The following is a 20,459-nucleotide window of genomic DNA, read 5'->3' as shown; positions in this document are numbered from 1 at the left end:
TTAATGTCAGGCAGGCATTTTCATGGCGGGTAAACCCGATCAGATGCAGAAGAATGCCGGCCGCATAGTTATTTCGGTTGACGCCATGGGCGGAGATGCCGGCCCCGCAGTTGTGGTGGCCGGCATTGCCATGTCCGCCGAAAAGAACCCCGATCTGGGGTTCATCCTGCATGGTCCCGAAGAACAGCTGAAGCCGCTGGTCGCCAAGAAGCGTATTCTCGACGGCCGGGTGGAATTCCGCGATGCCCGCGATGTGGTCACCATGGAGGACAAGCCCTCTCAGGTGATGCGCCACGGCAAGGGCACGTCGATGTGGTCGACGCTGGAGTCGGTCAAGGAGGGTGAAGCCGCCGGTGCGGTCTCCTGCGGCAATACCGGCGCGCTGATGGCGCTGTCGATGCTGCGGCTGCGCAAGCTGCCCGGTGTGAACCGCCCTGCCATTGCGATTCTCTGGCCGTCGCGCAATCCGCAGGGCTTCAACGTGATGCTCGATGTTGGCGCCGATGTGCGCGCCGACGCGCAGGATCTGCTGCAATACGCCATGATGGGCACCTCTTATGTGCGCAATTCGATGGACATTCCCCGCCCCCGCGTGGGCCTGCTGAATGTCGGCACCGAAGAGCACAAGGGACATGCCGACCTGAAAGAAGCCTATGGGCTGATCTCGGATCATTCCGAAACCGGGGGGTTTGACTTTGTCGGTTTTGTCGAGGGCAGCGATATCCCCGGCGATGTCGCCGATGTGATCGTCACCGACGGGTTCACCGGCAATGTCGCGATCAAGACCGGCGAGGGCACTGCCAGCCTGATGCGTGTCGCCCTGCGGGAAGCCTTTGAATATTCGTTCCTGTCCAGGATTGCGGCGCTGCTGGCGATGACCTCGCTCAAGCGGCTGTCCAAGCGCATGGACCCGCGCCGGGTCAATGGCGGTGTTTTCCTTGGTCTCAATGGCACCGTGGTGAAATCCCATGGTGGCGCGGATGCCACCGGTGTCTCGGCGGCGGTGAAGCTGGCCTTCCGTCTTGCCCAGCAGGGGTTTGCAGAAAAACTCGCCGCACGGGTTGCATCCTCTGTGGCGCTTACCCAAGATAAACCAGCGCAAATGGACGAGACCAAAACCGACCAGGCGCCCACCAAAAAAGACTAAAAGGCAGGCATCAGAATGACGCGACGCGCAGTAATTGTCGGGACCGGGCATTATCTCCCTGAACGCGTGGTCGAGAACGCGGAATTCGAAGCCACGCTAGATACGTCGGACGAATGGATTCGCAGCCGCTCCGGGATTGAGCGCCGCCATTTCGCCGCCGACGGCGAGACCACCTCCTTCATGGCCACCAAGGCCGCCGAAAAGGCGCTGGATGATGCCGGGCTGACCGCGGATGATATCGACGCCATCGTGGTGGCCACATCGACCGCCGATCTCACCTTCCCCTCTGCCGCCACCATGGTGCAGGCCCAGCTGGGCATGACCCGTGGCTTTGCCTTTGACGTGCAGGCGGTCTGCGCCGGGTTTGTCTATGCGCTGAGCAACGCCAATGCGCTGGTGGCCTCCGGGCAGGCCGAGAAGGTGCTGGTGATCGGGGCCGAGACCTTCAGCAAGATCATGGACTGGAGCGACCGCTCCACCTGTGTGCTGTTCGGCGATGGTGCCGGCGCGCTGGTTCTGGAGGCGCAGGACGGCGCAGGCACCAGTGCCGACCGTGGTATTCTGGCCACCGACCTCAATTCCGACGGCCGCTACAAGGATCTGCTTTATGTGGATGGCGGCGTTTCCACCCAGAACACCGGCCATCTGCGGATGCAGGGCAATCAGGTGTTCCGCCATGCGGTCGAGAAACTGGCCTCCACTGCCAATACCGCGCTGGAGCGCGCCGGCCTGACCGCCGCCGATGTCGATTGGATCGTGCCCCATCAGGCCAATATCCGCATCATCCAGGGCACCGCCAAGAAGATGGGCCTGCCGATGGAAAAGGTGGTGGTCACCGTGCAAGACCACGGCAATACCTCGGCCGCCTCGATCCCGCTGGCGCTGTCAGTGGGCAAGGAACGCGGCCAGATCAAACAGGGCGATCTGGTCGTCACCGAAGCCATCGGCGGCGGTCTGGCCTGGGGATCGGTTGTCCTGCGCTGGTAAGCGGCAAAGCCAGCCCGAGAAGCGGCGCGATTTTACGGGCGGAACTCCGCGATGCAATTCATTGATATTGACAGGGAAATTCCCCCCGCCCTATGCTTTGCCAAACAGCGGGGATAGTCATGGGCGAAAAAACACTAACACGAATGGATTTGAGTGAAGCGGTCTTCCGCGAGGTTGGCCTGTCGCGCAACGAAAGCGCGCAGCTGGTGGAAAGCATGCTTCAGCATATGTCTGACGCCCTGGTCCGTGGGGAACAGGTCAAAATTTCTTCCTTCGGGACATTCAGCGTGCGCGATAAATCCGCCCGCGTTGGCCGCAACCCGAAGACCGGCGAAGAGGTGCCCATTCAACCTCGCCGGGTTTTGACCTTTCGACCATCGCATCTGATGAAGGACCGGGTGGCAGACGGGAACCGTAAATAACGGTCAGTAACCACGGGACACACCACGCGATGTCAAAATCACCAGACGCCTTCCGCACCATCAGCGAAGTTGCGGAGTGGCTGGGGATCCAGGCGCATGTCTTGCGTTTCTGGGAAAGCAAATTCACCCAGATCAAACCGGTCAAACGCGCAGGCGGACGCCGGTACTATCGTCCTGCCGATGTGGAATTGATCAGCAGCATCAAGTACTTGCTGCACGACAAGGGGCTGTCCATCAAGGATGTGCAGGCGTTGTTGCGCGAACATGGCCCGGTCCATGTCGCCGCGATGGGCGGTGGCGCGCCGATAGATGCCGACACGGTTGAGGCGGACGCGGTCGAGGCGGACACAATTGAGGCCACGGTCGCAGAGGCGCAGGAGGAACCCGCCAGCGCGGAGCCGTCCGGGGGTGATCTTTTCTCCGACGCCGAGGCGCCCGAGCCCGAGCCTGCAACCGCGCAGACGCCAGAGGCGGCAGCCGCCCCCGCTGTTGAGATGCCTGTTGCGGACGTGCCCGCCACTGCGCCTGTCGCCGCGCCTGTCGCCGCCGCTGCGACCACTCCTGCCGCTGCACCAATGGCCCCTGCCTCCGCCGCGCCTGTTGCGCCCGTAATGCCTGCAGCGCCCACCGCAGGTGGCCCGCCCGCGCCAGTGATCGGCTCCGCAGCAACCTCACCGGTGGATGCCGGTCCGGTTGAGGCTGTCGCCTTCGACGCCGCCGCCGTGGCGCAGCCTTCCGATGCTGGCCCTGTCCCGGCGCAGCCCGAAACCGGCACTGCCCCCCTGACGCCTGTGCAGCCTCAGGGCGCTGCACCAATGGCCCCACTGGCAGATGTTCCACCCGCCGCAGCTGCACCCGCTCCGACAGCGCCGCTTGCGGCGGAGCCTGCCATGGCGCCGATGGATCCGATTGACGCGGCTGTCGCGCAGACCGGTTCGGTCCACCCGCCTGCCGCACCGGTCAGCGAAACCGCCATCCCTGCCGCCGCCGAACCTACCAGCGATCTGCATGTCATGGCCGACGCCCCCGAGAGCGCGCCACAGGCAGATGGTCCTGCGGATGACCTCCCGCCGATGATGGACGCGGCCATGCCGCAGACACCCGACGTTTCCGTGCCGGCGGATACAGCCGACGCGATCGCGGACCTGCCCCCGGCGGCACCATCCGATGTTGCAGCGGAGCTGACCCAACCGGGCCTGCCGCCTGTCGAGGCTGTGGCGGATGCGCCGGAGCAGGAGCAGGCGCAGCTCTGGCCGGAGACGCCGGAGTCGCAAGACCCCGGCACCGTGGAGGTCGCCGAGGCTGCGGCACTCCCGCCGGTGGCGCCGGAAGGGAACAGGCTTGCCGAACCGTCAGCGGATCCGGCGCTGGAGGCGACAATCGAGATGCCGGTTGAGAGTCCGGTTGAGAGTCCAGCGGACAGCCCGGTTGCCATGGCTCTGGACACAGATGCGGGCGCAGATGACAGCGCCGCGCCTGCGCCATATGCGCCTGACAGCACCATGTCTGATAGCGCCATGTCTGACAGCGCCGCGCTGATGGCAGAATCGGGCGAGCCGGTGACAACTGTCGCGCCGGTGGAGCTGATAGCCGAGGCTGAGCCAGCGCCGCTCCTCGCACCTGAGCCTGAGGTCGAGCCTGAGCCTGAGCTCATCCCGGAGGCCGTCGAAGAGACTGCGGAAGACGCATCAATCGAGGCCGAGGCGCCGAATCTCTCTCCCTGGGGGGATGAGGAGCTTGCCTCGCCCGAGGTGGAAACACCGGTTTCCATGGCAATGGCGCCTGCCGCCGATGAGGCCGAGGCCCCTGCCGGTGCTGGCGCGGATGTATTTGCTGCCGACTCTGATGCGCCGATGGCCGAGGCCCCCGCCGAGACGGATACGCAAGATCCCGTGGTATTTGATCAGGGCGACAGCCCGGCACCCGTGGTTGAGGCGCTGGACAGCGATCCCGCGCTTGGCGATATGCCGCCGGACGTGCCTGCGGCGGAGGCCGTGCCAGAGGTCACAGTGCAGCCGCTGGCCGATCCTGAGGCCGATGTCGCACAGGAGGCTGCCGAGCCGGTAGCGACAACCGACTTTTTCGCTGGTAGCGATGTGTCAGATGACGCGCTGGCAGATGGCGATCTGATGGCGGGCGAACTGGCAGGCAGCGATCTGCTGACCGACGCAGCGGATGATCATCTGCCCGACGACAACGAGGCCCCCTCGCCCGAGGATGTGCCGCTGGCCTTTGCCGATGCGGCGGAGACGCCGGACGCCGCCGCGCCTCCGGCTGACGTGCTGGATATGCCTGAACCGGTTGCCGATCGTGCGGAGCTTGAGGCTGTGGCAGCACTGGAGGCGGGGCCGGAAGAGCTGCCAGATCTGGCTGAGGTTGCGGCCGAGGTCGAGGTTGCGGCTCCGGTTGCCCTGGAGGATCCGCAGCTGGACGCGAGCATTGTCAGCGATCCGGTCTTGGCTGCGCCTGCGGTTGATGAGGATCTGTTGACCACGCCGGTGCAGGAGGATGCCGCGCTGCCGGAACCTGACCTGCCGGAACCTGACCTCGTGGGACTTGGGGACGCAGGATTTGCGGCTGCCGCGCCGGAGCATCCCGAAGCGGAGGCCACGGAACTGGCCACCGCTGACCCGGCATCAGAGGTGACCGAAGGCGCGGTTGAGCCTATCGCGCCTGAGCCACATGACGAGGATGCGGCTGCGATGCCCGCGGGTGGCTCCGATCTGGCTGCCACGGGCGAGCTGAGCCCGCCGAGCGAATTGACCGCCCCTGTCGAACTGGGCGCGGCAACCGAATTGGCAGAGCCTGAAGAGCTGGCGCAGACCACGCCGCTCGCAGAGCCTGTGGATGCGGCGACGCCGGACCAGGAGGCGATGGCCGAGGTTATCGAGGTCGCAGAGGTCACGGAGACGGCGCCGGCGCTGGATGAACCGACAGAGGCTGCCGCGCCGGTTTCCGCCCCGGCTGGGCAGGAACTTGTCGAACCCGATCTCCCCGCAGCCGATGTGGCCGAAGCGGACCTGCCGACCGCTGATACATCTGCCGCTGACACCCCTACCGCCGGCGATCCCACCGAGGCTGCGGCGCCGGAGCTTCGACCGCTGGTGATTGATATCCCCGATGAGGCGGAGCCGCGCGCTGCGCAGACCTCCCGCGCGCTGTCGCGGCTTGCGGGGATTGCGCAGCTGCCTGCGGATCATGTCGGACAGGCCCGCGCCTGTGCCGAGGCATTGCGGGCGCATCGGGGCGCTGCCTAGGGTCGCGTCACATTAATCTTGCGGAGGCGGCGAAATAATCTGGTTTTTTCGCTTGCCCCTGCCGGAAAAACGGGTAGAAACCAGCGCAACGGGCTATAGCGCAGCCTGGTAGCGCGTCCGTCTGGGGGACGGAAGGTCGCAGGTTCGAGTCCTGCTAGCCCGACCAAAATACCCCGCCTCGCAAGGGGCTAAAAAACGCCCGCCCCTCTTTGGGGTGGGTGTTTTTGTATCTGCCTTTCGTGCAAGGTATTGATAATAAAGCGTTGGGAGGATCGGGATGACATCAGAACCACGGCTCGTGAGCGGAGCGGCACAGGGCGTGCTGTCGGATCGCCAAATCCGCCAGATGATCACCGAGGCTGCGATTTCCGCTTCTTCTCCGATCCTGAATGACCAGATCCAACCGGCGAGCCTTGATCTGCGGCTGAGCGATTGTGCCTATCGGGTGCGGGCCTCCTTTCTGCCCGGTCTGGGGCGCACGGTGGCCGACCGGCTGGAGGATCTGACCATGCACCGGGTGGCGCTGACCGGTGGTGCGGTGCTGGAAAAGGGCTGCGTCTATGTGGTGCCGCTGATGGAGCGGATCCGTCTGCCCGAGGGAATGACAGCCGCCGCGAGCGCCAAATCCTCCATCGGGCGGCTGGATGTGATGACGCGGGTGATCACCGATCAGGGGGTTGAGTTCGACCGGGTCACCGATGGCTATGACGGGCCGCTTTATGCGGAAATCTGCCCGCAGAGCTTCTCAGTTGTGGTGCAGCCGGGGCAGCTGCTGACGCAAATCATCTTTCGTCAGGGGCGCACATTCCTCAGTGATGCGGAGCTGCGCGCAGTGCATGAGGCGACGCCGATTGTGTCGGGAACACCGGTGATCTCCGACGGTCTGGGCTTCTCCGTCGATCTTCGGCCTGAGCGGGGCGATCTGGTGGGATACCGCGCCAAACATCACACCGGTGTGGTCGATCTGTCAAAGCTCGGCCATTACGATCCGGCGGAGTACTGGGAAGAGGTCCGCACCACCAAGGGGCAGATCATTCTGGATCCCGGTGCGTTCTACATTCTGGTGAGCCGCGAGGCGATTGCCATCCCGCCGGATTATGCTGCCGAAATGGCGCCCTATCTGGCGATGGTCGGCGAATTCCGGGTGCATTACGCGGGCTTCTTTGATCCCGGTTTTGGCTATGCTGCCGCTGGCGGGGCCGGATCGCGTGGCGTTCTGGAAGTGCGCTGCCATGATGCGCCCTTTGTGCTGGAGCACGGGCAGGTCGTGGGGCGGCTGGTCTACGAGAAGATGTCGGAAGTCCCCGAACAGCTCTATGGCGTTGATATCGCATCAAACTATCAGGGTCAGGGGCTAAAGCTATCAAAGCATTTCAAACCCCAAACCAAGGGCTGACGCCCTGACTGCGGGAGCCTGAGCCTAGAACCGTGGGGGTCGGGTATTGCGCCCGGTCAGGCGCGCCTTCTGGGCGGTTGCCTTGTCCTGTGGCAGCGGGCGCGCGGATTTTTCCGTGCCCTGACCCTTGTCGCGCTTGGCGATTGCCCTGATCCCGGCGTTGACGCCTGCATTGACCGCGCGGCCCACAAGACGGCGCAGGATCATGTTGATCAACCGGTCTATGCTCATCTGCGTCACTCCTTGGCCCTGGCATCTGTTGCACGCGGATCTCACCGCGTGAACCGGCAGTATCGCAGAGGTTTGCGGCCCTTTTGCGGCGCGGCGGCCCGCCCTCAGTCGCCAAAGAGTTCCGGCTGTTCCTCGACCTCGTCGCTGTCGCCGCGCCCGCCCAGAGGCAGGCTGCCCGGTGGCGGGCGGTTTTCCAGCAGACCTGCGGCGCGCAGCTCCTTGAGGCCGGGCAGGTCACGGGCGCTTTCCAACCCGAAGTGATCGAGGAACGTGGGTGTCACCACAAAGGTCACCGGGCGGCCCGGTGTCATCTTGCGGCGGCCAAGGCGGATCCAGTCCATTTCCAGAAGCTGGTCGATGGTGCCGCGCGACACCGACACGCCGCGCACCTCTTCGATTTCGGCGCGGGTGACCGGCTGGTGATAGGCAATGATCGCAAGGGTTTCGATGGCCGCGCGTGAGAGTTTGCGGGTTTCGACCGTTTCCTTCTGCATCAGAAAGCCAAGGTCAGAGGCGGTGCGCAGCGCCCAGGCATCGCCGACGCGCACGATATTGACGCCGCGCCCGTCGTAGCGTTTGCGCAGGTGCTCCAGCGCGGTGCCCGGTTCGCAGCCGTGCGGCATCCGCGCCTCAAGATCACGTACCGTCACTGGTTCGGCGCTGGCAAAGAGCACCGCTTCAACCATGCGCTCCTGTTCGGCCATGGGGGGCGCGTCGAAGAGGGTTTGGGTTTCCTCCGCAACAGTGTTCTGGCTGTGGTCGTCCATCAGGTATCCTTGTCACGAATGCGCAGCTGAATGGGCGCATAGGTCTCGCTCTGTCGCAGCTCCAGCCGGCCTTCTTTCACCAGTTGCAGCGAGGCGGCAAAGGTGGAGGCGGTGGCGGAGCGGCGTTTCATCGGGTCGGAGTGCCAGCCATCGGGCAGATAGGTCAGCATATCGGTCCAGCTGCCGGTGTAGCCGATCAGGTGGCGCATCCGTTCCAGCGCCGCCTCCATGGTAAAGATCGCCTCGCGGTCCAGCACGAAGGGGCGGAAATCATCGCGGGTGCGGATCCGGGCATAGGCCTGCATCAGGTCCAGGAGATTGGCCGAATAGCTGACGGTGCGGATGCGGGTCACATCCTCACCCTGACCACGGGCAAAGAAGTTGCGGCCCAGCTGATCGCGCGCCATCAGGCGGGCGGCACTGTCGCGCATGGCCTGAAGCCGCTCCAGCTGGAAGGCCAGATGCGCCGCCAGTTCCTCACCGGAGGGGCCGTCCTCCGTCGGGTCGGGCGGCAGCAGCAGGCGGGATTTCAGATAGGCAAGCCAGGCCGCCATGACCAGATAATCGGCGGCCAGTTCGATACGCAGCTCATGGGCCTTTTCCACGAAACTGAGGTATTGGCGCGCCAGTTCCAGCACCGAAATGCGGCGCAGGTCGACCTTTTGCGTGCGCGAGAGCGACAAGAGCACGTCCAGCGGCCCCTCGTAGCCGTCAACGTCCACGATCAATGCTTCGGCCGCGAGCCGCTCCTCGACGCTGGTCGCGTCGTCGTCAAACAAAGTGTCAGCCATATACCTGTCCGCCCATGAGGGCTGATAGTTCGGCCTCGGCCGCGGTTATGTCAAGCGTGGCCGGAGCGCGGCGAGCGGCCTCGGCCTGTTCGGCGCGGGCCTGTGCAGCCACGCTCATCTGGCCCGAAGCCTCCGCCACGGCGGCGCGCTCATCCAGCGGGGCGTTGCAGAACAGGACCACATCGCAGCCTGCCGCCAGCGTGTCGCGGGCGATATCCTGCGGTGTGCCGCTCAGCGCCTTCATCGAGATGTCATCGCTCATGATCAGCCCGTCAAAACCGATGTCGGTGCGGATCATCTGCATGACGCGGGGCGACAGGGTGGCGGGGCGACTGTCCAGCGCCTCATAGACCAGATGGGCGGTCATCCCCATCGGCAGGTCATTCAGCGCGGCAAAGGCAGCAAAATCCGAGCCGGTCAGCTGATCCAGCGGCGCGCTGATGCGGGGCAGGTCCTTGTGGCTGTCCAGCGTCGCGCGGCCATGGCCGGGGATATGTTTCACCACCGGCACGACGCCGCCATCCAGCAGGCCGTCGGCGGTGGCGCGGGCGCGGCGCACCACCGCCGCCAGATCGCTGCCGTAACAGCGGTTCTGGAGAAACGGGTGGGTATCGGGACCGGCCACATCGGCCAGCGGTGCGCAGTTGCTGTCGATGCCCAGCCCGCGCAGCTCCTCCGCGATCAGGCGGGCGCGCAGATACATGGCGCGATCCGCCCCTGCCCCGGCAGCCGCCGCGTGATCCAGCGCGGGCCGCCACTGGCGTGCCAGCGGCGGGCGCAGGCGCTGCACGCGGCCGCCCTCTTGGTCGATGGTGATCAGACAGTTGCGGCCAACCGCCTCGCGCAGTTCATCACAGAGCGCGCGGGTCTGCTCGGCGCTGTCGATATTGCGGGCAAACAGGATGAAGCCAAAGGGATTGGCGCGGGCGAACAGCGCCTTTTCGGCGGCGCTGAGACGCAGACCTTCGGCATCTAGAATTGTGGCTCCGTAACGCATTGCGATCCTCTTGTGCTGGGGCGCTGATACACCAGTGTCGGGGGCGGCGCCATGGCCGGATGGGTCAAACTGGCAGCAGTTTGCCGGATGGAAAACGACAAACGCCCGGCTGGAGCCGGGCGCGGAGGTGTCGGGGGGAGGCCCATGTCCTAGCGGGTGGTCACGGGGATACAGTCGGCGTTGCCTGCCACCAGAGCGGAGCAGAAACGGCGCGCATCGGAGAGGTCGTCAAAGCCCATCGCGCGCAGGCGGTAGAAGGTGCGACCTCCGCTTTCCGCCTTTTGGATCACCCGTTTCTTGCCTTCCAGATAATCGGCGAAGCGTCCGTGGATGCGATCCCATTCGGCGCGCGCGACCTCGGCGCTTTCATAGGCGCCGAGCTGGGCCAGACGGGTGCCTGCGGGCAGGCTGTCGGGCGAGACATCCTGCGTGGTCTGCGCAACCGGCGCAGGCGCTGTGGCGCGGCTTGGTGAAAAACGGGCGGGCCGCGCGGCGGGGCGCAGCGAGACGCGCACACCGGGGGCATTGCGCAGGGCTGCATTTGGCGCGGGCGCCACGGCCGCGACGCTCACGGCCTGTAGGGGTTGTGGCTGAACGATGGCCGGGGCTGTGGCGGAAGCCGACAGCTGTTCGGCGCCGCGCAGGGTCTCCTCCCCCAGAGGGGCGAAATCCTCCGTCAGCTCAGCCACCAGCGCGTCGATATCGCCGCCCTGATAGGCCGCGACCGCTTCGCTGGAGAGCCTGCCTGTATCGGCATTGGCCACCGCAGCGGCATCAGCCGCGCCATCGCGGGTGTCGTTGATCCGTGCAGCACCGGTGGTGAGCGCCGCCTGCATGGGCTGGTCATCCTCGGTCAGCTGCACGTCCTGCGGCGCCAGTGTCAGCCGGTCGGCGGGAGTTTCGACATTGCCATTGGCGGCAACCGCATTGACGGCAAGCCCCTGATGGTCGGCGGGCAGGCCGCCGGGGTTCTCGGGCTGCACCCGCAGCGGGCCTTCGACGGCGCGCACGACCGGCACGCCGCTGACATCGCGGGAAATCAGCTGGTAGCCCCAGAGACCGATGCCTGCGACCAATGCAAGCGAGGCCACGGCGCCAAGGACGCTGAACGCCTTGCTGAGGCCGGCGCGACCGGCCCCTGCCGGTTCCGGGCTAAACCCGTAGTCATCGTAGCGATGCCCCTGACCGGTGCCCGGCCCGCTATAGGCGTCCTGCGCGGAGGCACCATAGCTGGGCGCTGGCTGCTGATAGGGGCTGTAGGACTGCGCGCCCTGTCCGGGGGATGTATGGGGCTGCGCAAAATAGCCGCCCGCTGCCGGCTGCTGGGCCTGTGGCGCGGCGGCCGATGTCTGCGGATCGAATCCGAAGGGGTGTTTGGGCTGCGGATAGGGCAGATGCGCATCGGCAAAGGAAGGCTCCTGCCGGGTGCCCTGTGTTTCAGTGGCGGAGGCCGAAGAACGGTCCCCACCATTGGAATACGACTGGCCGTGACCTGCCTGCGTAAAATACGCCATTTCCGCCTCACTGCCCGCAGACGGCACGCAATGCGCCGATCCGGGTTTCTACTTGATGATCTGCCTCGATCCGGCGGCCTGGGCGATTTTAGCTATCGCATCTCCTGCGCCGGTGTGACCCCAAGAATACCAAGACCGGCAGAAATGACAATGGAAACGGTCTTGGCCAGTGCCATTTTTGCATGTGTTGCAGATGGGTTGCTCTCGTTAACAAAACGTAAACCTTCGTTGGTTTTGCCAAGGTGATACAGCCCGTGCAGTTCCGAGGCGAGATCATAGAGATAGAAGGCAACCCGGTGCGGCTCGTGGGTGCGGGCGGCGATTTCCACCTGACGTGGCCATTCGGCCAGCTTCTTGGCCACCGCCAGCTGGGCAGAATCGTCCAGAAGCGACAGGTCGGCCGCGGCCAGCGTGGCCTCGTCGGTCGCAATCCCGGCCTCTGCCGCCTTGCGCAGGGTCGAGCAGATCCGCGCATTGGCGTATTGCACATAGAACACAGGGTTGTCCTTGGACTGCTCCAGCGCCTTGTCGAGGTCGAAATCGAAACCCTGATCGTTCTTGCGCGTCAGCAGCATGAAACGGGTGACATCGGCGCCGACGGCATCGACCACATCGCGCAGGGTGACAAAGGTCCCTGCCCGTTTGGACATCTTGAATTCCTGACCGTCCTTGAACAGCTTCACCAGCTGGCACAGCTTGATATCCAGCGGCACCCGGCCATCGGACAGCGCCGAAACGGCCGCCTTCATCCGTTTGACATAGCCGCCGTGGTCGGCGCCGAAAATGTCGATCAGCTCGTCAAAGCCGCGCTCAACCTTATCGTAGTGATAGGCGATGTCGGGCGCGAAATAGGTCCAGGAACCATCGGATTTCTTCACTGCCCGGTCAACGTCGTCGCCGTGATCGGTGGATTTGAACAGGGTCTGTTCGCGCGGTTCCCAATCGTCGGGTTTCTTGCCCTTCGGCGGTTCCAGCACGCCCTGATAGATCAGCCCCTTGGCATCCAGTTCCTTCAGCGCGGCCTCGATCTTGCCGGTGCCGTAGAGGGATTTTTCCGAGTAGAACACATCCATCTCGATGCCAAGCTGGGCCAGATCCTCGCGGATCAGCTGCATCATCGCATCGGTTGCGAATTCGCGCACCTCGGCCAGCCAGACATCTTCGCCCTGGTCGACATAGGCATCGCCCACCTTGTCCTTCAGCGCCTGCCCGACGGGAACCAGATAATCACCCGGATAGGTGCCATCGGCAAAGGCCACGTCCTGCCCGTGTGCCTCGAGGTAGCGCAGGTAGACAGAGCGCGCCAGCACATCGACCTGACCGCCGCCGTCATTGATGTAATATTCGCGGGTGACGTCATAGCCGGCATAGGCCAGGAGCGCCGCCAGCGCATCGCCGAAGACCGCGCCGCGGGTGTGACCCACATGCAGCGGGCCGGTCGGGTTGGCGGAGACATATTCCACGTTCACGCGCTTGCCCGCGCCGACGTCCGAGCGGCCGAAATCCGTGCCTGCGTCCAGGACCGATTTCAGCACGCCCTGCCAGATGCCCGGAGCCAGCCGCAGGTTCAGGAAGCCTGGGCCTGCGACCTCAGCGCTGGTGATCCGATCGTCCGCGGCCAGCTTGGCCGCCAGCGCCTCGGCGATGTCGCGCGGCTTCATCCTGGCGGGCTTGGCCAGCACCATCGCCGCATTGGTCGCCATGTCGCCATGGGCGGCATCGCGCGGCGGCTCCACCGCCACATTGGCAAAATCGAGCCCTTCGGGCAGCGCGCCCTCGCCGGTCATGGCGGTCAGGCTGTCGATCACGAGCGAGCGGATATCGGTAAAGAGGTTCATATCTGGCGTCCCAACTGTTCAGCACAGCGGATACCGGGGGCGGCAGGAAGGGTCAACAGGATTGCAGAACCCATCACCATCAGCAGCGGGGGCGTCCCGGAAAATTCCCGTTTTCCGGTCAATTTTCCGGGTGAAGAAAATTGCGCGCGGGGCGAGGTTACGGGATATGCGCACGAAGGCGCGGCAGGTCAGGCAACCGGTACATCACGGGCCGGCAGACGGCCCCATCTGGTGATCTGATACCGGCGCAGCGAGGCGACATAATAGGGGTCGCGCAGAATCAGACGCTCAACCTCATCGCGGCTGGCCGCCTCGACATTCCAGATCGCCCCCGGAAAATCCTGCTCGGGCCGCATCGCCAATGCGCCGCCGATCTGCAATTCGGGATGGGCGCGTACAAAGGCGATATGAGCATCCCGGCGCGGGCGATCCGCGCGGATCCGCGCCATCTCTGGCGCATCCTGAAAGGTCACGGTCCAATGCGTCATGCCATTGCTTGCCATGGCGGCCTCTTGCATCTGCGATTGCGGTTCTGGGCGTCTGCCCCATGAAACCGCATCGGACCTGCCTCAGGATAGTGCCAGTTGGCGTCAGCGTTACCGCCAGTCGCAGCGCAGCCCGCGCCTATTGCCCGGCTTGCAGATCTGCCGCAGCGGCAGCGGCCTCAGCCGGGAACAGGCGGCGGTGCTCCTGCAATGCAAAGCGGTCGGTCATGCCTGCGATGTAATCCGACACGATCCGGGCCAGAGCGGTTTCATCAGTGGCGGCGGCGATATCGCCCTGCCAGCGCGCGGGCATCTCTGCCGGATGGTTGAGGAAATGCGGAAACAGCGCCTCCACCACCTTGGAGACCTCAGCGCGTTTGCGCATCACGCTGGGCGCGCGGTACATGCGGGTGAAGAGAAAGGCGCGGATTTCCTTCAGGTCGGCCCAGAGCGCATCGGAGAACACCACCACGGGCGCGCCCAGGGCACGCACATCCTCGACGCTTTGCGCGCCGCTGGCAGCAAGACGGGCGCGGGCGCCGTCGATCACATCGCTGACCATCACGCCAAAGACCCGCCGCAGCGCCTCATGCCGGCGGCGGCGCGCGTCAAGGCCGGGATAACGGCGATCCACCGCCTGATAGGCCGGGCCGATCACCGGCAGCTCGGCAATATCGGCATCGGTGAACAGCCCGGCACGCAGACCGTCGTGCAGGTCGTGGTTGTTATAGGCGATGTCATCGGCCAAGGCCGCAACCTGCGCCTCGGCGCTGGCATGGGTGTGCAGCTCCAGATCCAGCGCCGCATTGCATTCGGCCAGCGCCCAGGGCAGATCGCCCACAACCGGACCATTATGTTTGGCAATCGCCTCAAGGGTTTCCCAGGTGAGGTTCAGCCCGTCGAATTCGGCGTAATGCCGTTCCAGCGAGGTGACGATGCGGATGGCCTGCGCATTGTGATCAAAGCCGCCATAGGGGGCCATCAGCGCATGCAGCGCATCCTCGCCGGTGTGGCCAAAGGGCGTGTGTCCCAAATCATGCGCCAGCGCCACCGCCTCGGTCAGTTCCTGATTGAGCCGAAGTGCGCCCGCTATGGTCCGCGCCACCTGCCCCACCTCGATCGAATGGGTGAGCCGGGTGCGATAATTGTCGCCTTCATGTTCGACAAAGACCTGGGTTTTGTGTTTCAGCCTGCGAAAGGCGCTGGCGTGGATGATCCGGTCACGGTCGCGCTGATAGGGGGAGCGGAAACTGCTTTCTTCTTCGGGGACTTGGCGGCCACGGCTACGGTCGGGCATGGTCGCATAAGGCGCGTAGGTCACTAATCTTTTCCCCAGTCAATCTTGTCCCTGTGGCGTCACCTTTCTATATTATGAACTCAGCTGCAACACGGCAGTGATCACCGTATTGGGAGACCAGAGATGCAATTGCCTCCAAAAGTGACCGAGCGCGCCTTTGCCCGGCTGGCCGAAATCGGCGCCGCCGATCAGGGTCAGGCGCTGCGCGTGGCTGTCGAAGGCGGCGGCTGTTCCGGGTTTCAGTACGAAATTGCGCTGGATGCCCCGCAGGCCGATGATCTGATCCTTGAGGGTCAGGGGCAGAAGGTGGTGGTGGATGAGGTCTCGCTACCGTTTCTGGAAAACGCGGTGATCGACTTTACCGAAGAGCTGATTGGCGCGCGGTTTGTGATCAACAACCCCAATGCCACCTCAAGCTGCGGCTGCGGCACCTCGTTTTCGATGTAGAAACGCCCGCAGGGGCTGCATGACCATCGGTTTGCGCTAAGTGATGCTGGCCGCGCGGTGCCCTGCGGACCAGATCCGTGATCGCTGCCATATGGCCGGAGCGTCGCCGCTAAACGGGCTGGCGCGTTTTGATCACGGCGACAGGCTGAGCCCCCCTGCCCCGATCCGTCGATATCGGGCGTGACAGTCCCCCGCCCTGCTGAAGATCTGCCAGAACGCCTCGAATGCGGGGGTGCTGTTTTGCAGGTTCCGCAACTGTTTGCGGGCGTCGGGACCGGAGTGCGCCGCCATATGGCTGAGGGCATCCTGCCAGAGTGCGGGTGCTGTCCGGCCGGGTCCAGCGCCTGCCTCCATCAGCCAGACCGACAGCGGCGCCAGCAGGCTGCGGGTGGCGGGGGCGGCGATATGCAGGGCCTGCCCGGCGCCTGCGGGGAGCCGGCAGGCGGGCTCGGTTCTCCGGCCCACCGCGGTTACCTGCTGCCACCACAGCGTAACGAAACAGGCGTGATAGCCATCCATGCGCCCGTCAAACCCGTCTGGTGTCAGGGTAAACTGCGCGGTCGCGTGGCTAAGCAGCTGCTCCCAATAGGGCGGAGGCGTCGCGCCGGCATAGCGCAGGGCAATGCAGATCTCGGCCAACAGGTCCAGATCCTGATCAAGGCAGGCCAACAGCCCGGCGTAGGTCAGGCTTTGCAGGGCGCGGGCGTCCAGCCCCGGATCCCGCCACCCGTAATCGGAGAGGTAGAACACGATATGGGTCAGCTCGTAGGCAGCCTTGCGATTGGGGATCGCAAAGGTCGCGCTGCGGCGGGTGAAGCGGCGCAGCCGGTCCGCAAGCCCAGGATCAACCGGCAGCGCAATGCCACGGCGGGCCAGCAGCTGCTGTGCCTCAGCGCGTTGCAGATCCGACAGTTCCGCCTCCACGAGACCCTGAGCCGCGGCCCAATGTGCCAGCTCCGCTGCGGCGGCGGGCGTGCCGGTCAGATCTTCGTAGTCGAGGCAGATCGACAGGATAAAGCGATAGTATTGCGGGAAAAACCGCAGTTGGCGCGCGGCGCCGTCACAGAAGGGTCGCAGGGGGGACAGCGCCGCCTCGCCGCCGATCCCCCCTGCGCCTGCCGGTCCCCCGGCCCGCTGCTGCATCACCCGCAGCAGGCTCAGCAGTTCTGCGTTCTCCTTCAGCCAGTAGACCTCCTGCGGCCGGCGCCGGTGGCAGGCAAAGCTCTCGACCCATGTTGCAGCCGATGTACCCGGCGCCGTGCCCCGCCGCCCCGGTCCAGAGGGAGGCGGATGGTCGGGCGGGCCATCTGCGGACGCGCGAGTTTCGGCGTCCGGGATCTTGAAAGGCAGGATGATGGTCATGGTTGAAGCACCAAGATGGAACGCGCCCTGTGCCCGTCAACCGTCAGACGGGCTGCCGGGGGGCTGGCTCATCGCGGCTTAGCTGCCGGAGGAGAACAGGCCGGTGGCCGCGCCGGTGGTGGTGGCGCCATCGGCCTGCGGGGCGGAACCGGAGGAGAACAGCGCGGTGCCTGCGCCCGCACCCAGATTGCCGTCGCCCTCGCGGCAGATCGAACCGGAGGAGAACATCTCGACCCCGTCCCCGGCATGAAGATCGCCGGTATGAAGCTCCGCCGCCGCAGGTGTCGACGGCTGTGCAAAGAGGTCGTGGCGCAAGGTTGAAGTGGTCATGGATCGTCTCCCGTTCTAGGTGAAAAACACCCGTCGACGATTGGCACGGGATGCCTGTTTCGCAACTGATAAACACGCCTATCGGTTGTTTTTCTGATAGGTCCACGGTTTAGGAAGGAGCGTCAATCCGTTGATCCTGAACCGAATGGCAGGTTCTGCACAGGTTAGCCACAGAGCTATCCACAACCGCAGACGCACAAAGCATAAGCAGACCGTCAGGCGATGATTTTGCAGAGCTGCAAATCACCCGGCAGCCGGGAGGGCGAGACCGAGCGGATCGCGTGCTGCTGATTCGCTGCTGTCGCCGGGGCGCGCCCTTGCCCCCTCGCCCGGATTGCGCGATAGATCAGGCGCCCCGCTGCGGGCCATTGAGGCAGGAGACCGGATATGAAAATCGCCACCTTCAACATCAACGGCATCAAGGCCCGCATCCATGCGCTGCCGGAATGGCTGGATGAGGCGCAACCCGATGTGGTGGTGCTGCAGGAGATCAAATCGGTCGATGAGGCCTTTCCGCGTGAGCTGTTCGAGGACCGGGGCTACAATGTTGAAACCCATGGCCAGAAGAGTTTCAACGGGGTGGCGATCCTGTCGAAGCTGCCGCTGGAGGATGTGCGGCGCGGCCTGCCGGGAGATGACAGCGACGAACAGGCGCGCTGGATCGAGGCAACCGTGGTGGGCAAACAGGCGATCCGCATCTGCGGGCTTTATCTGCCCAATGGCAACCCGGTTGAGCTGGACGCAGATGGACAGCCGGTCGACGGCGGCAAATACGCCTATAAACTGGCCTGGATGGAGCGGCTGCGGCAGCGGGCCAAGGATCTGCTGGCCGAGGAAATGCCCGCGCTGATGGCCGGGGATTACAATATCATTCCGCAGGCCGAAGACGCCAAGACGCCCGAAGCCTGGAAAGACGACGCGCTGCACCGCCCCGAAAGCCGGGCGGCATTCCAGCGGATTGTCGCACTCGGCTTTACCGAAGCGTTCCGCGCCCGCCATCAGGGGCCGGGGCATTATTCGTTCTGGGATTATCAGGCCGGGGCCTGGAACCGCGACAACGGCATCCGCATCGACCATTTCCTGCTGAGCCCGCAGGCCGCCGATCTGCTGCGCGACTGCCAGATCGACAAGGAGGTGCGCGGCCGCGACAAACCGTCAGACCATGTGCCGGTCTGGGTTGATCTGGACCTATAGGCGGATAAGGCAGCAGCCTGAGTGCCGGGTCGCGGGCGATCCGGCGGATTGACCGGGGTCAGCCCTAACGGCGCGCGGGCCGCTGATATCGGCCCGCCCCTGAGGTCCGCAAAGATTTCATCTCGGCACGGACAACTCCGCACAAACAAGTCCGCAAGAACAACAAAGGGCGCATCGTTTCCGATGCGCCCGAATATCATCTCAGCAGATACCCCCGCAGGGGCAAAAGCTTAGGCGAGAGCCAGATTGGCTGCGCTTTCGCGGCCATCACGACCGGCTTCGATATCGAATGTGACTTTCTGGTCGTCATTCAGTGTGGTCAGGCCTGCGCGCTCAAGCGCCGAGATATGCACAAACACGTCTCTGCTACCGCCCTCGGGGGCGATAAAACCAAAACCTTTAGTAGAGTTGAACCATTTTACGGTGCCATTAGCCATCGTAAGTCTCCTAAAAAATGCCACCCGCGGAATGCGGCAGCTCGGCCAGTCAGTGCAAGATCGCATCGCTGAGCCGTAAGGAGCAGAAAAGTCGATAGAGATAACCTAACCCGACCTCCCTACCTGCCTTTGTGCAACTAAGCAAGCAGCAACTGCGGATTGTTGCGCACGAGGGTGTGCGAATGCGCCAGCTCCAGCGCCGCGCCCCAGGTTCTGACGGCCTGCCCGCCGGTCAGGCCAGCGTGGTGACGGGGCCGCCGGTGCCGGGGTCGTTTTCGGCTGGAGCCGCGCTGTCGCCGGTGACGTCATGGCCGTAGATCCAGTCGAATTGCTGCACCATGCGCTGGGGCGCGAGGCGACCGCCAAGGCGCAGGATCTGATGCGCAGGCCAGGCCAGCGGCTGGCGCAGGTGGTATTTCCAGGCATTGCCGGTGGCGACATCGACAACCCGGGCGGTGCGGTCGTAGCGGCGCGCCTGATAGGCGACCAGACCGGCCTCGGTGGTCTTGGCGGTGCGCAGGGCATCAACCAGCACCCAGGCATCCTCAAGCGCGAGGTTCGCACCCTGAGCCATGAACGGCAGCGTGGGATGCGCGGCATCGCCCATGATCGCCAGCGCGCCCTTGTGCCAGACTTCGGCCACCGGATGGCGGAACAGCCCCCAGAGCGCCACCTGATCGACCTGCCCCAACAATTCTGCGGCAGCGCCACCAAAGCCCTGGAAGGCGGCGCGCAGGTTTTCGGGGTCATCCTGCTGATGCCAGCCCTCATCCGCCCAGGTCTTGCGTTCCTGCACCGCGACGATGTTCATCAGGCTGCTGTCGCGCAGCGGATAGGAGACCAGATGGCGACCCGGCCCCATGAAGACCTGGGCCTCGGCCGGGTGATTGTGAAGATTGGCAACCGTAGCGCGCCAGGCCACCTGCCCGGTAAAGCGCGGTTTGGCCACGCCGTTCAGCGCGGCGCGCGCCTTGGAGTGCAACCCGTCTGCGCCGATCACCAGATCGCCGCCGCATTGCGCGCCATTGGCCAGATGCACCACCGGCCGGGCGCCGCAGCTGATGCGGTCGACCTTCTGCAACAGCCGCACCTTGACGCCGCTGCGACGTGCGGCATCAGCCAGCAGGTTGATCAGATCGGCGCGGTGGACAAAGTAGAAATTCCGCCCCGGCGCATATTGGTCGAGATCCAGACGCAGCACCTCCCGGCCCCGCCGGTGGCTGCGCAGAACCACCGCACGGGCGCGCGGCGCAGTCCAGGCGAGATCATCGGCCAGCCCCAGCGCGCGCAGAACCGCAACACCATTGGGGCTGATCTGAATACCCGCGCCGACCTCGGTGATCGCCTCGGCCTGTTCGAGGACCGTGACCTCGGCGCCCTGCTGGCTGAACGCCAGTGCCGCCGCCAGCCCACCGATGCCCGCGCCGATGATGGTGATTTTCCGGTCTGTCAGTCTCATGCTGTCCCGCTGTCTGCACGCCGACCGGTCCGTTCTGGCCAGGCGATACCCCCAGATAACCGAAAAACGCCGGAGCGACAGGCCCCGGCGTTGTGATTTTT

The 20,459-nt window shown here is 64.8% G+C and carries 19 protein-coding genes and 1 tRNA gene; 8 read left to right on the top strand and 12 right to left on the bottom strand.

The genetic code is table 11. From position 1 onward, the window contains the following. Nucleotides 1-22 precede the first annotated feature (22 nt). The 6 genes from plsX to VWZ85_RS18285 all read left to right on the top strand — a co-directional run bounded on the left by plsX (nt 23) and on the right by VWZ85_RS18285 (nt 7,209). Nucleotides 23-1,147, top strand: coding sequence for a phosphate acyltransferase PlsX (gene plsX, locus VWZ85_RS18310; protein ID WP_416589357.1), 1,125 nt, complete (start codon nt 23-25; stop codon nt 1,145-1,147). Nucleotides 1,148-1,162: 15 nt separating this feature from the next. After that, a complete protein-coding gene (locus tag VWZ85_RS18305) occupies nt 1,163-2,134 on the top strand; it encodes a beta-ketoacyl-ACP synthase III (RefSeq protein WP_340545189.1) in 972 nt (323 codons plus the stop codon). A gap of 119 nt (nt 2,135-2,253) precedes the next feature. Next, nucleotides 2,254-2,556, top strand: a complete 303-nt coding sequence (gene ihfA / locus VWZ85_RS18300) for an integration host factor subunit alpha (RefSeq protein WP_008207184.1) — start codon at nt 2,254-2,256, stop codon at nt 2,554-2,556. Between the two features lie 29 nt (nt 2,557-2,585). Beyond that, on the top strand, nt 2,586-5,813 hold the full coding sequence (locus VWZ85_RS18295) for a MerR family transcriptional regulator (RefSeq protein ID WP_416589356.1): 3,228 nt from the start codon (nt 2,586-2,588) through the stop codon (nt 5,811-5,813). Nucleotides 5,814-5,902: 89 nt separating this feature from the next. Further along, a tRNA-Pro gene (locus tag VWZ85_RS18290) sits at nt 5,903-5,979 on the top strand. Between the two features lie 111 nt (nt 5,980-6,090). Continuing rightward, the gene (locus VWZ85_RS18285; RefSeq protein ID WP_340545187.1) at nt 6,091-7,209 is read left to right on the top strand and encodes a 2'-deoxycytidine 5'-triphosphate deaminase; all 1,119 of its coding nucleotides are present in this window, start codon (nt 6,091-6,093) and stop codon (nt 7,207-7,209) included. Nucleotides 7,210-7,233: 24 nt separating this feature from the next. Here the strand turns inward: VWZ85_RS18285 and VWZ85_RS18280 are convergent, their stop codons facing one another. The 8 genes from VWZ85_RS18280 to VWZ85_RS18245 form a co-directional block, all read right to left on the bottom strand. Beyond that, nucleotides 7,234-7,440 carry a hypothetical protein gene (locus tag VWZ85_RS18280; RefSeq protein ID WP_340545186.1) on the bottom strand — a complete coding sequence of 69 codons (207 nt, stop codon included), beginning with the start codon at nt 7,438-7,440 and terminating at the stop codon, nt 7,234-7,236. A gap of 104 nt (nt 7,441-7,544) precedes the next feature. Next, complete coding sequence (scpB, locus tag VWZ85_RS18275; protein ID WP_340545185.1) at nt 7,545-8,207, bottom strand: SMC-Scp complex subunit ScpB; 663 nt, start codon at nt 8,205-8,207, stop codon at nt 7,545-7,547. Next, on the bottom strand, nt 8,207-8,998 hold the full coding sequence (locus VWZ85_RS18270; RefSeq protein ID WP_340545184.1) for a segregation and condensation protein A: 792 nt from the start codon (nt 8,996-8,998) through the stop codon (nt 8,207-8,209). Before VWZ85_RS18270 ends, scpB begins: the two co-directional genes overlap by 1 nt. After that, on the bottom strand, nt 8,991-9,995 hold the full coding sequence (gene nagZ / locus VWZ85_RS18265) for a beta-N-acetylhexosaminidase (protein ID WP_416542873.1): 1,005 nt from the start codon (nt 9,993-9,995) through the stop codon (nt 8,991-8,993). Before nagZ ends, VWZ85_RS18270 begins: the two co-directional genes overlap by 8 nt. A gap of 149 nt (nt 9,996-10,144) precedes the next feature. Further along, a complete protein-coding gene (locus VWZ85_RS18260; RefSeq protein WP_416589355.1) occupies nt 10,145-11,509 on the bottom strand; it encodes an SPOR domain-containing protein in 1,365 nt (454 codons plus the stop codon). A gap of 92 nt (nt 11,510-11,601) precedes the next feature. Continuing rightward, nucleotides 11,602-13,347 (bottom strand): arginine--tRNA ligase, encoded by a 1,746-nt coding sequence (gene argS, locus VWZ85_RS18255; RefSeq protein WP_416589354.1) that lies wholly within the window; start codon nt 13,345-13,347, stop codon nt 11,602-11,604. 188 nt (nt 13,348-13,535) lie between these two features. Continuing rightward, nucleotides 13,536-13,850 (bottom strand): YciI family protein, encoded by a 315-nt coding sequence (locus VWZ85_RS18250; RefSeq protein ID WP_102877579.1) that lies wholly within the window; start codon nt 13,848-13,850, stop codon nt 13,536-13,538. Between the two features lie 121 nt (nt 13,851-13,971). Continuing rightward, nucleotides 13,972-15,153, bottom strand: coding sequence for a deoxyguanosinetriphosphate triphosphohydrolase (locus VWZ85_RS18245; protein ID WP_416537758.1), 1,182 nt, complete (start codon nt 15,151-15,153; stop codon nt 13,972-13,974). A gap of 99 nt (nt 15,154-15,252) precedes the next feature. Here VWZ85_RS18245 and VWZ85_RS18240 point away from each other — a divergent pair, with 99 nt between their 5' ends. Then, on the top strand, nt 15,253-15,576 hold the full coding sequence (locus tag VWZ85_RS18240; RefSeq protein WP_014874225.1) for a HesB/IscA family protein: 324 nt from the start codon (nt 15,253-15,255) through the stop codon (nt 15,574-15,576). Nucleotides 15,577-15,708: 132 nt separating this feature from the next. Here the strand turns inward: VWZ85_RS18240 and VWZ85_RS18235 are convergent, their stop codons facing one another. Together VWZ85_RS18235 and VWZ85_RS18230 are read right to left on the bottom strand one after the other, a co-directional pair. After that, nucleotides 15,709-16,938 carry a DUF6902 family protein gene (locus VWZ85_RS18235; RefSeq protein ID WP_416589353.1) on the bottom strand — a complete coding sequence of 410 codons (1,230 nt, stop codon included), beginning with the start codon at nt 16,936-16,938 and terminating at the stop codon, nt 15,709-15,711. 78 nt (nt 16,939-17,016) lie between these two features. Continuing rightward, nucleotides 17,017-17,268: a hypothetical protein gene (locus tag VWZ85_RS18230; RefSeq protein ID WP_416554096.1), complete on the bottom strand. Its 252-nt coding sequence runs from the start codon at nt 17,266-17,268 to the stop codon at nt 17,017-17,019. Between the two features lie 387 nt (nt 17,269-17,655). Here VWZ85_RS18230 and xth point away from each other — a divergent pair, with 387 nt between their 5' ends. After that, nucleotides 17,656-18,462, top strand: coding sequence for an exodeoxyribonuclease III (gene xth, locus VWZ85_RS18225; RefSeq protein WP_416535899.1), 807 nt, complete (start codon nt 17,656-17,658; stop codon nt 18,460-18,462). Between the two features lie 230 nt (nt 18,463-18,692). On the opposite strand, the gene VWZ85_RS18220 is transcribed toward xth, so the two are convergent. Next, on the bottom strand, nt 18,693-18,899 hold the full coding sequence (locus VWZ85_RS18220) for a cold-shock protein (RefSeq protein WP_014874221.1): 207 nt from the start codon (nt 18,897-18,899) through the stop codon (nt 18,693-18,695). A 232-nt stretch (nt 18,900-19,131) separates the two neighbouring features. Beyond that, a complete protein-coding gene (locus tag VWZ85_RS18215; RefSeq protein ID WP_416589351.1) occupies nt 19,132-20,358 on the bottom strand; it encodes an FAD-dependent monooxygenase in 1,227 nt (408 codons plus the stop codon). Between the last annotated feature and the right edge of the window lie 101 nt (nt 20,359-20,459).

The sequence above is a fragment of the Phaeobacter sp. JH20_29 genome, assembly GCF_048056175.1.
Classification (GTDB): Bacteria; Pseudomonadota; Alphaproteobacteria; order Rhodobacterales; family Rhodobacteraceae; genus Phaeobacter; species Phaeobacter bryozoorum.
The sequence above is the reverse complement of the archived record's forward strand: the minus strand, read 5'-3'. Positions and strand labels throughout refer to the sequence as shown.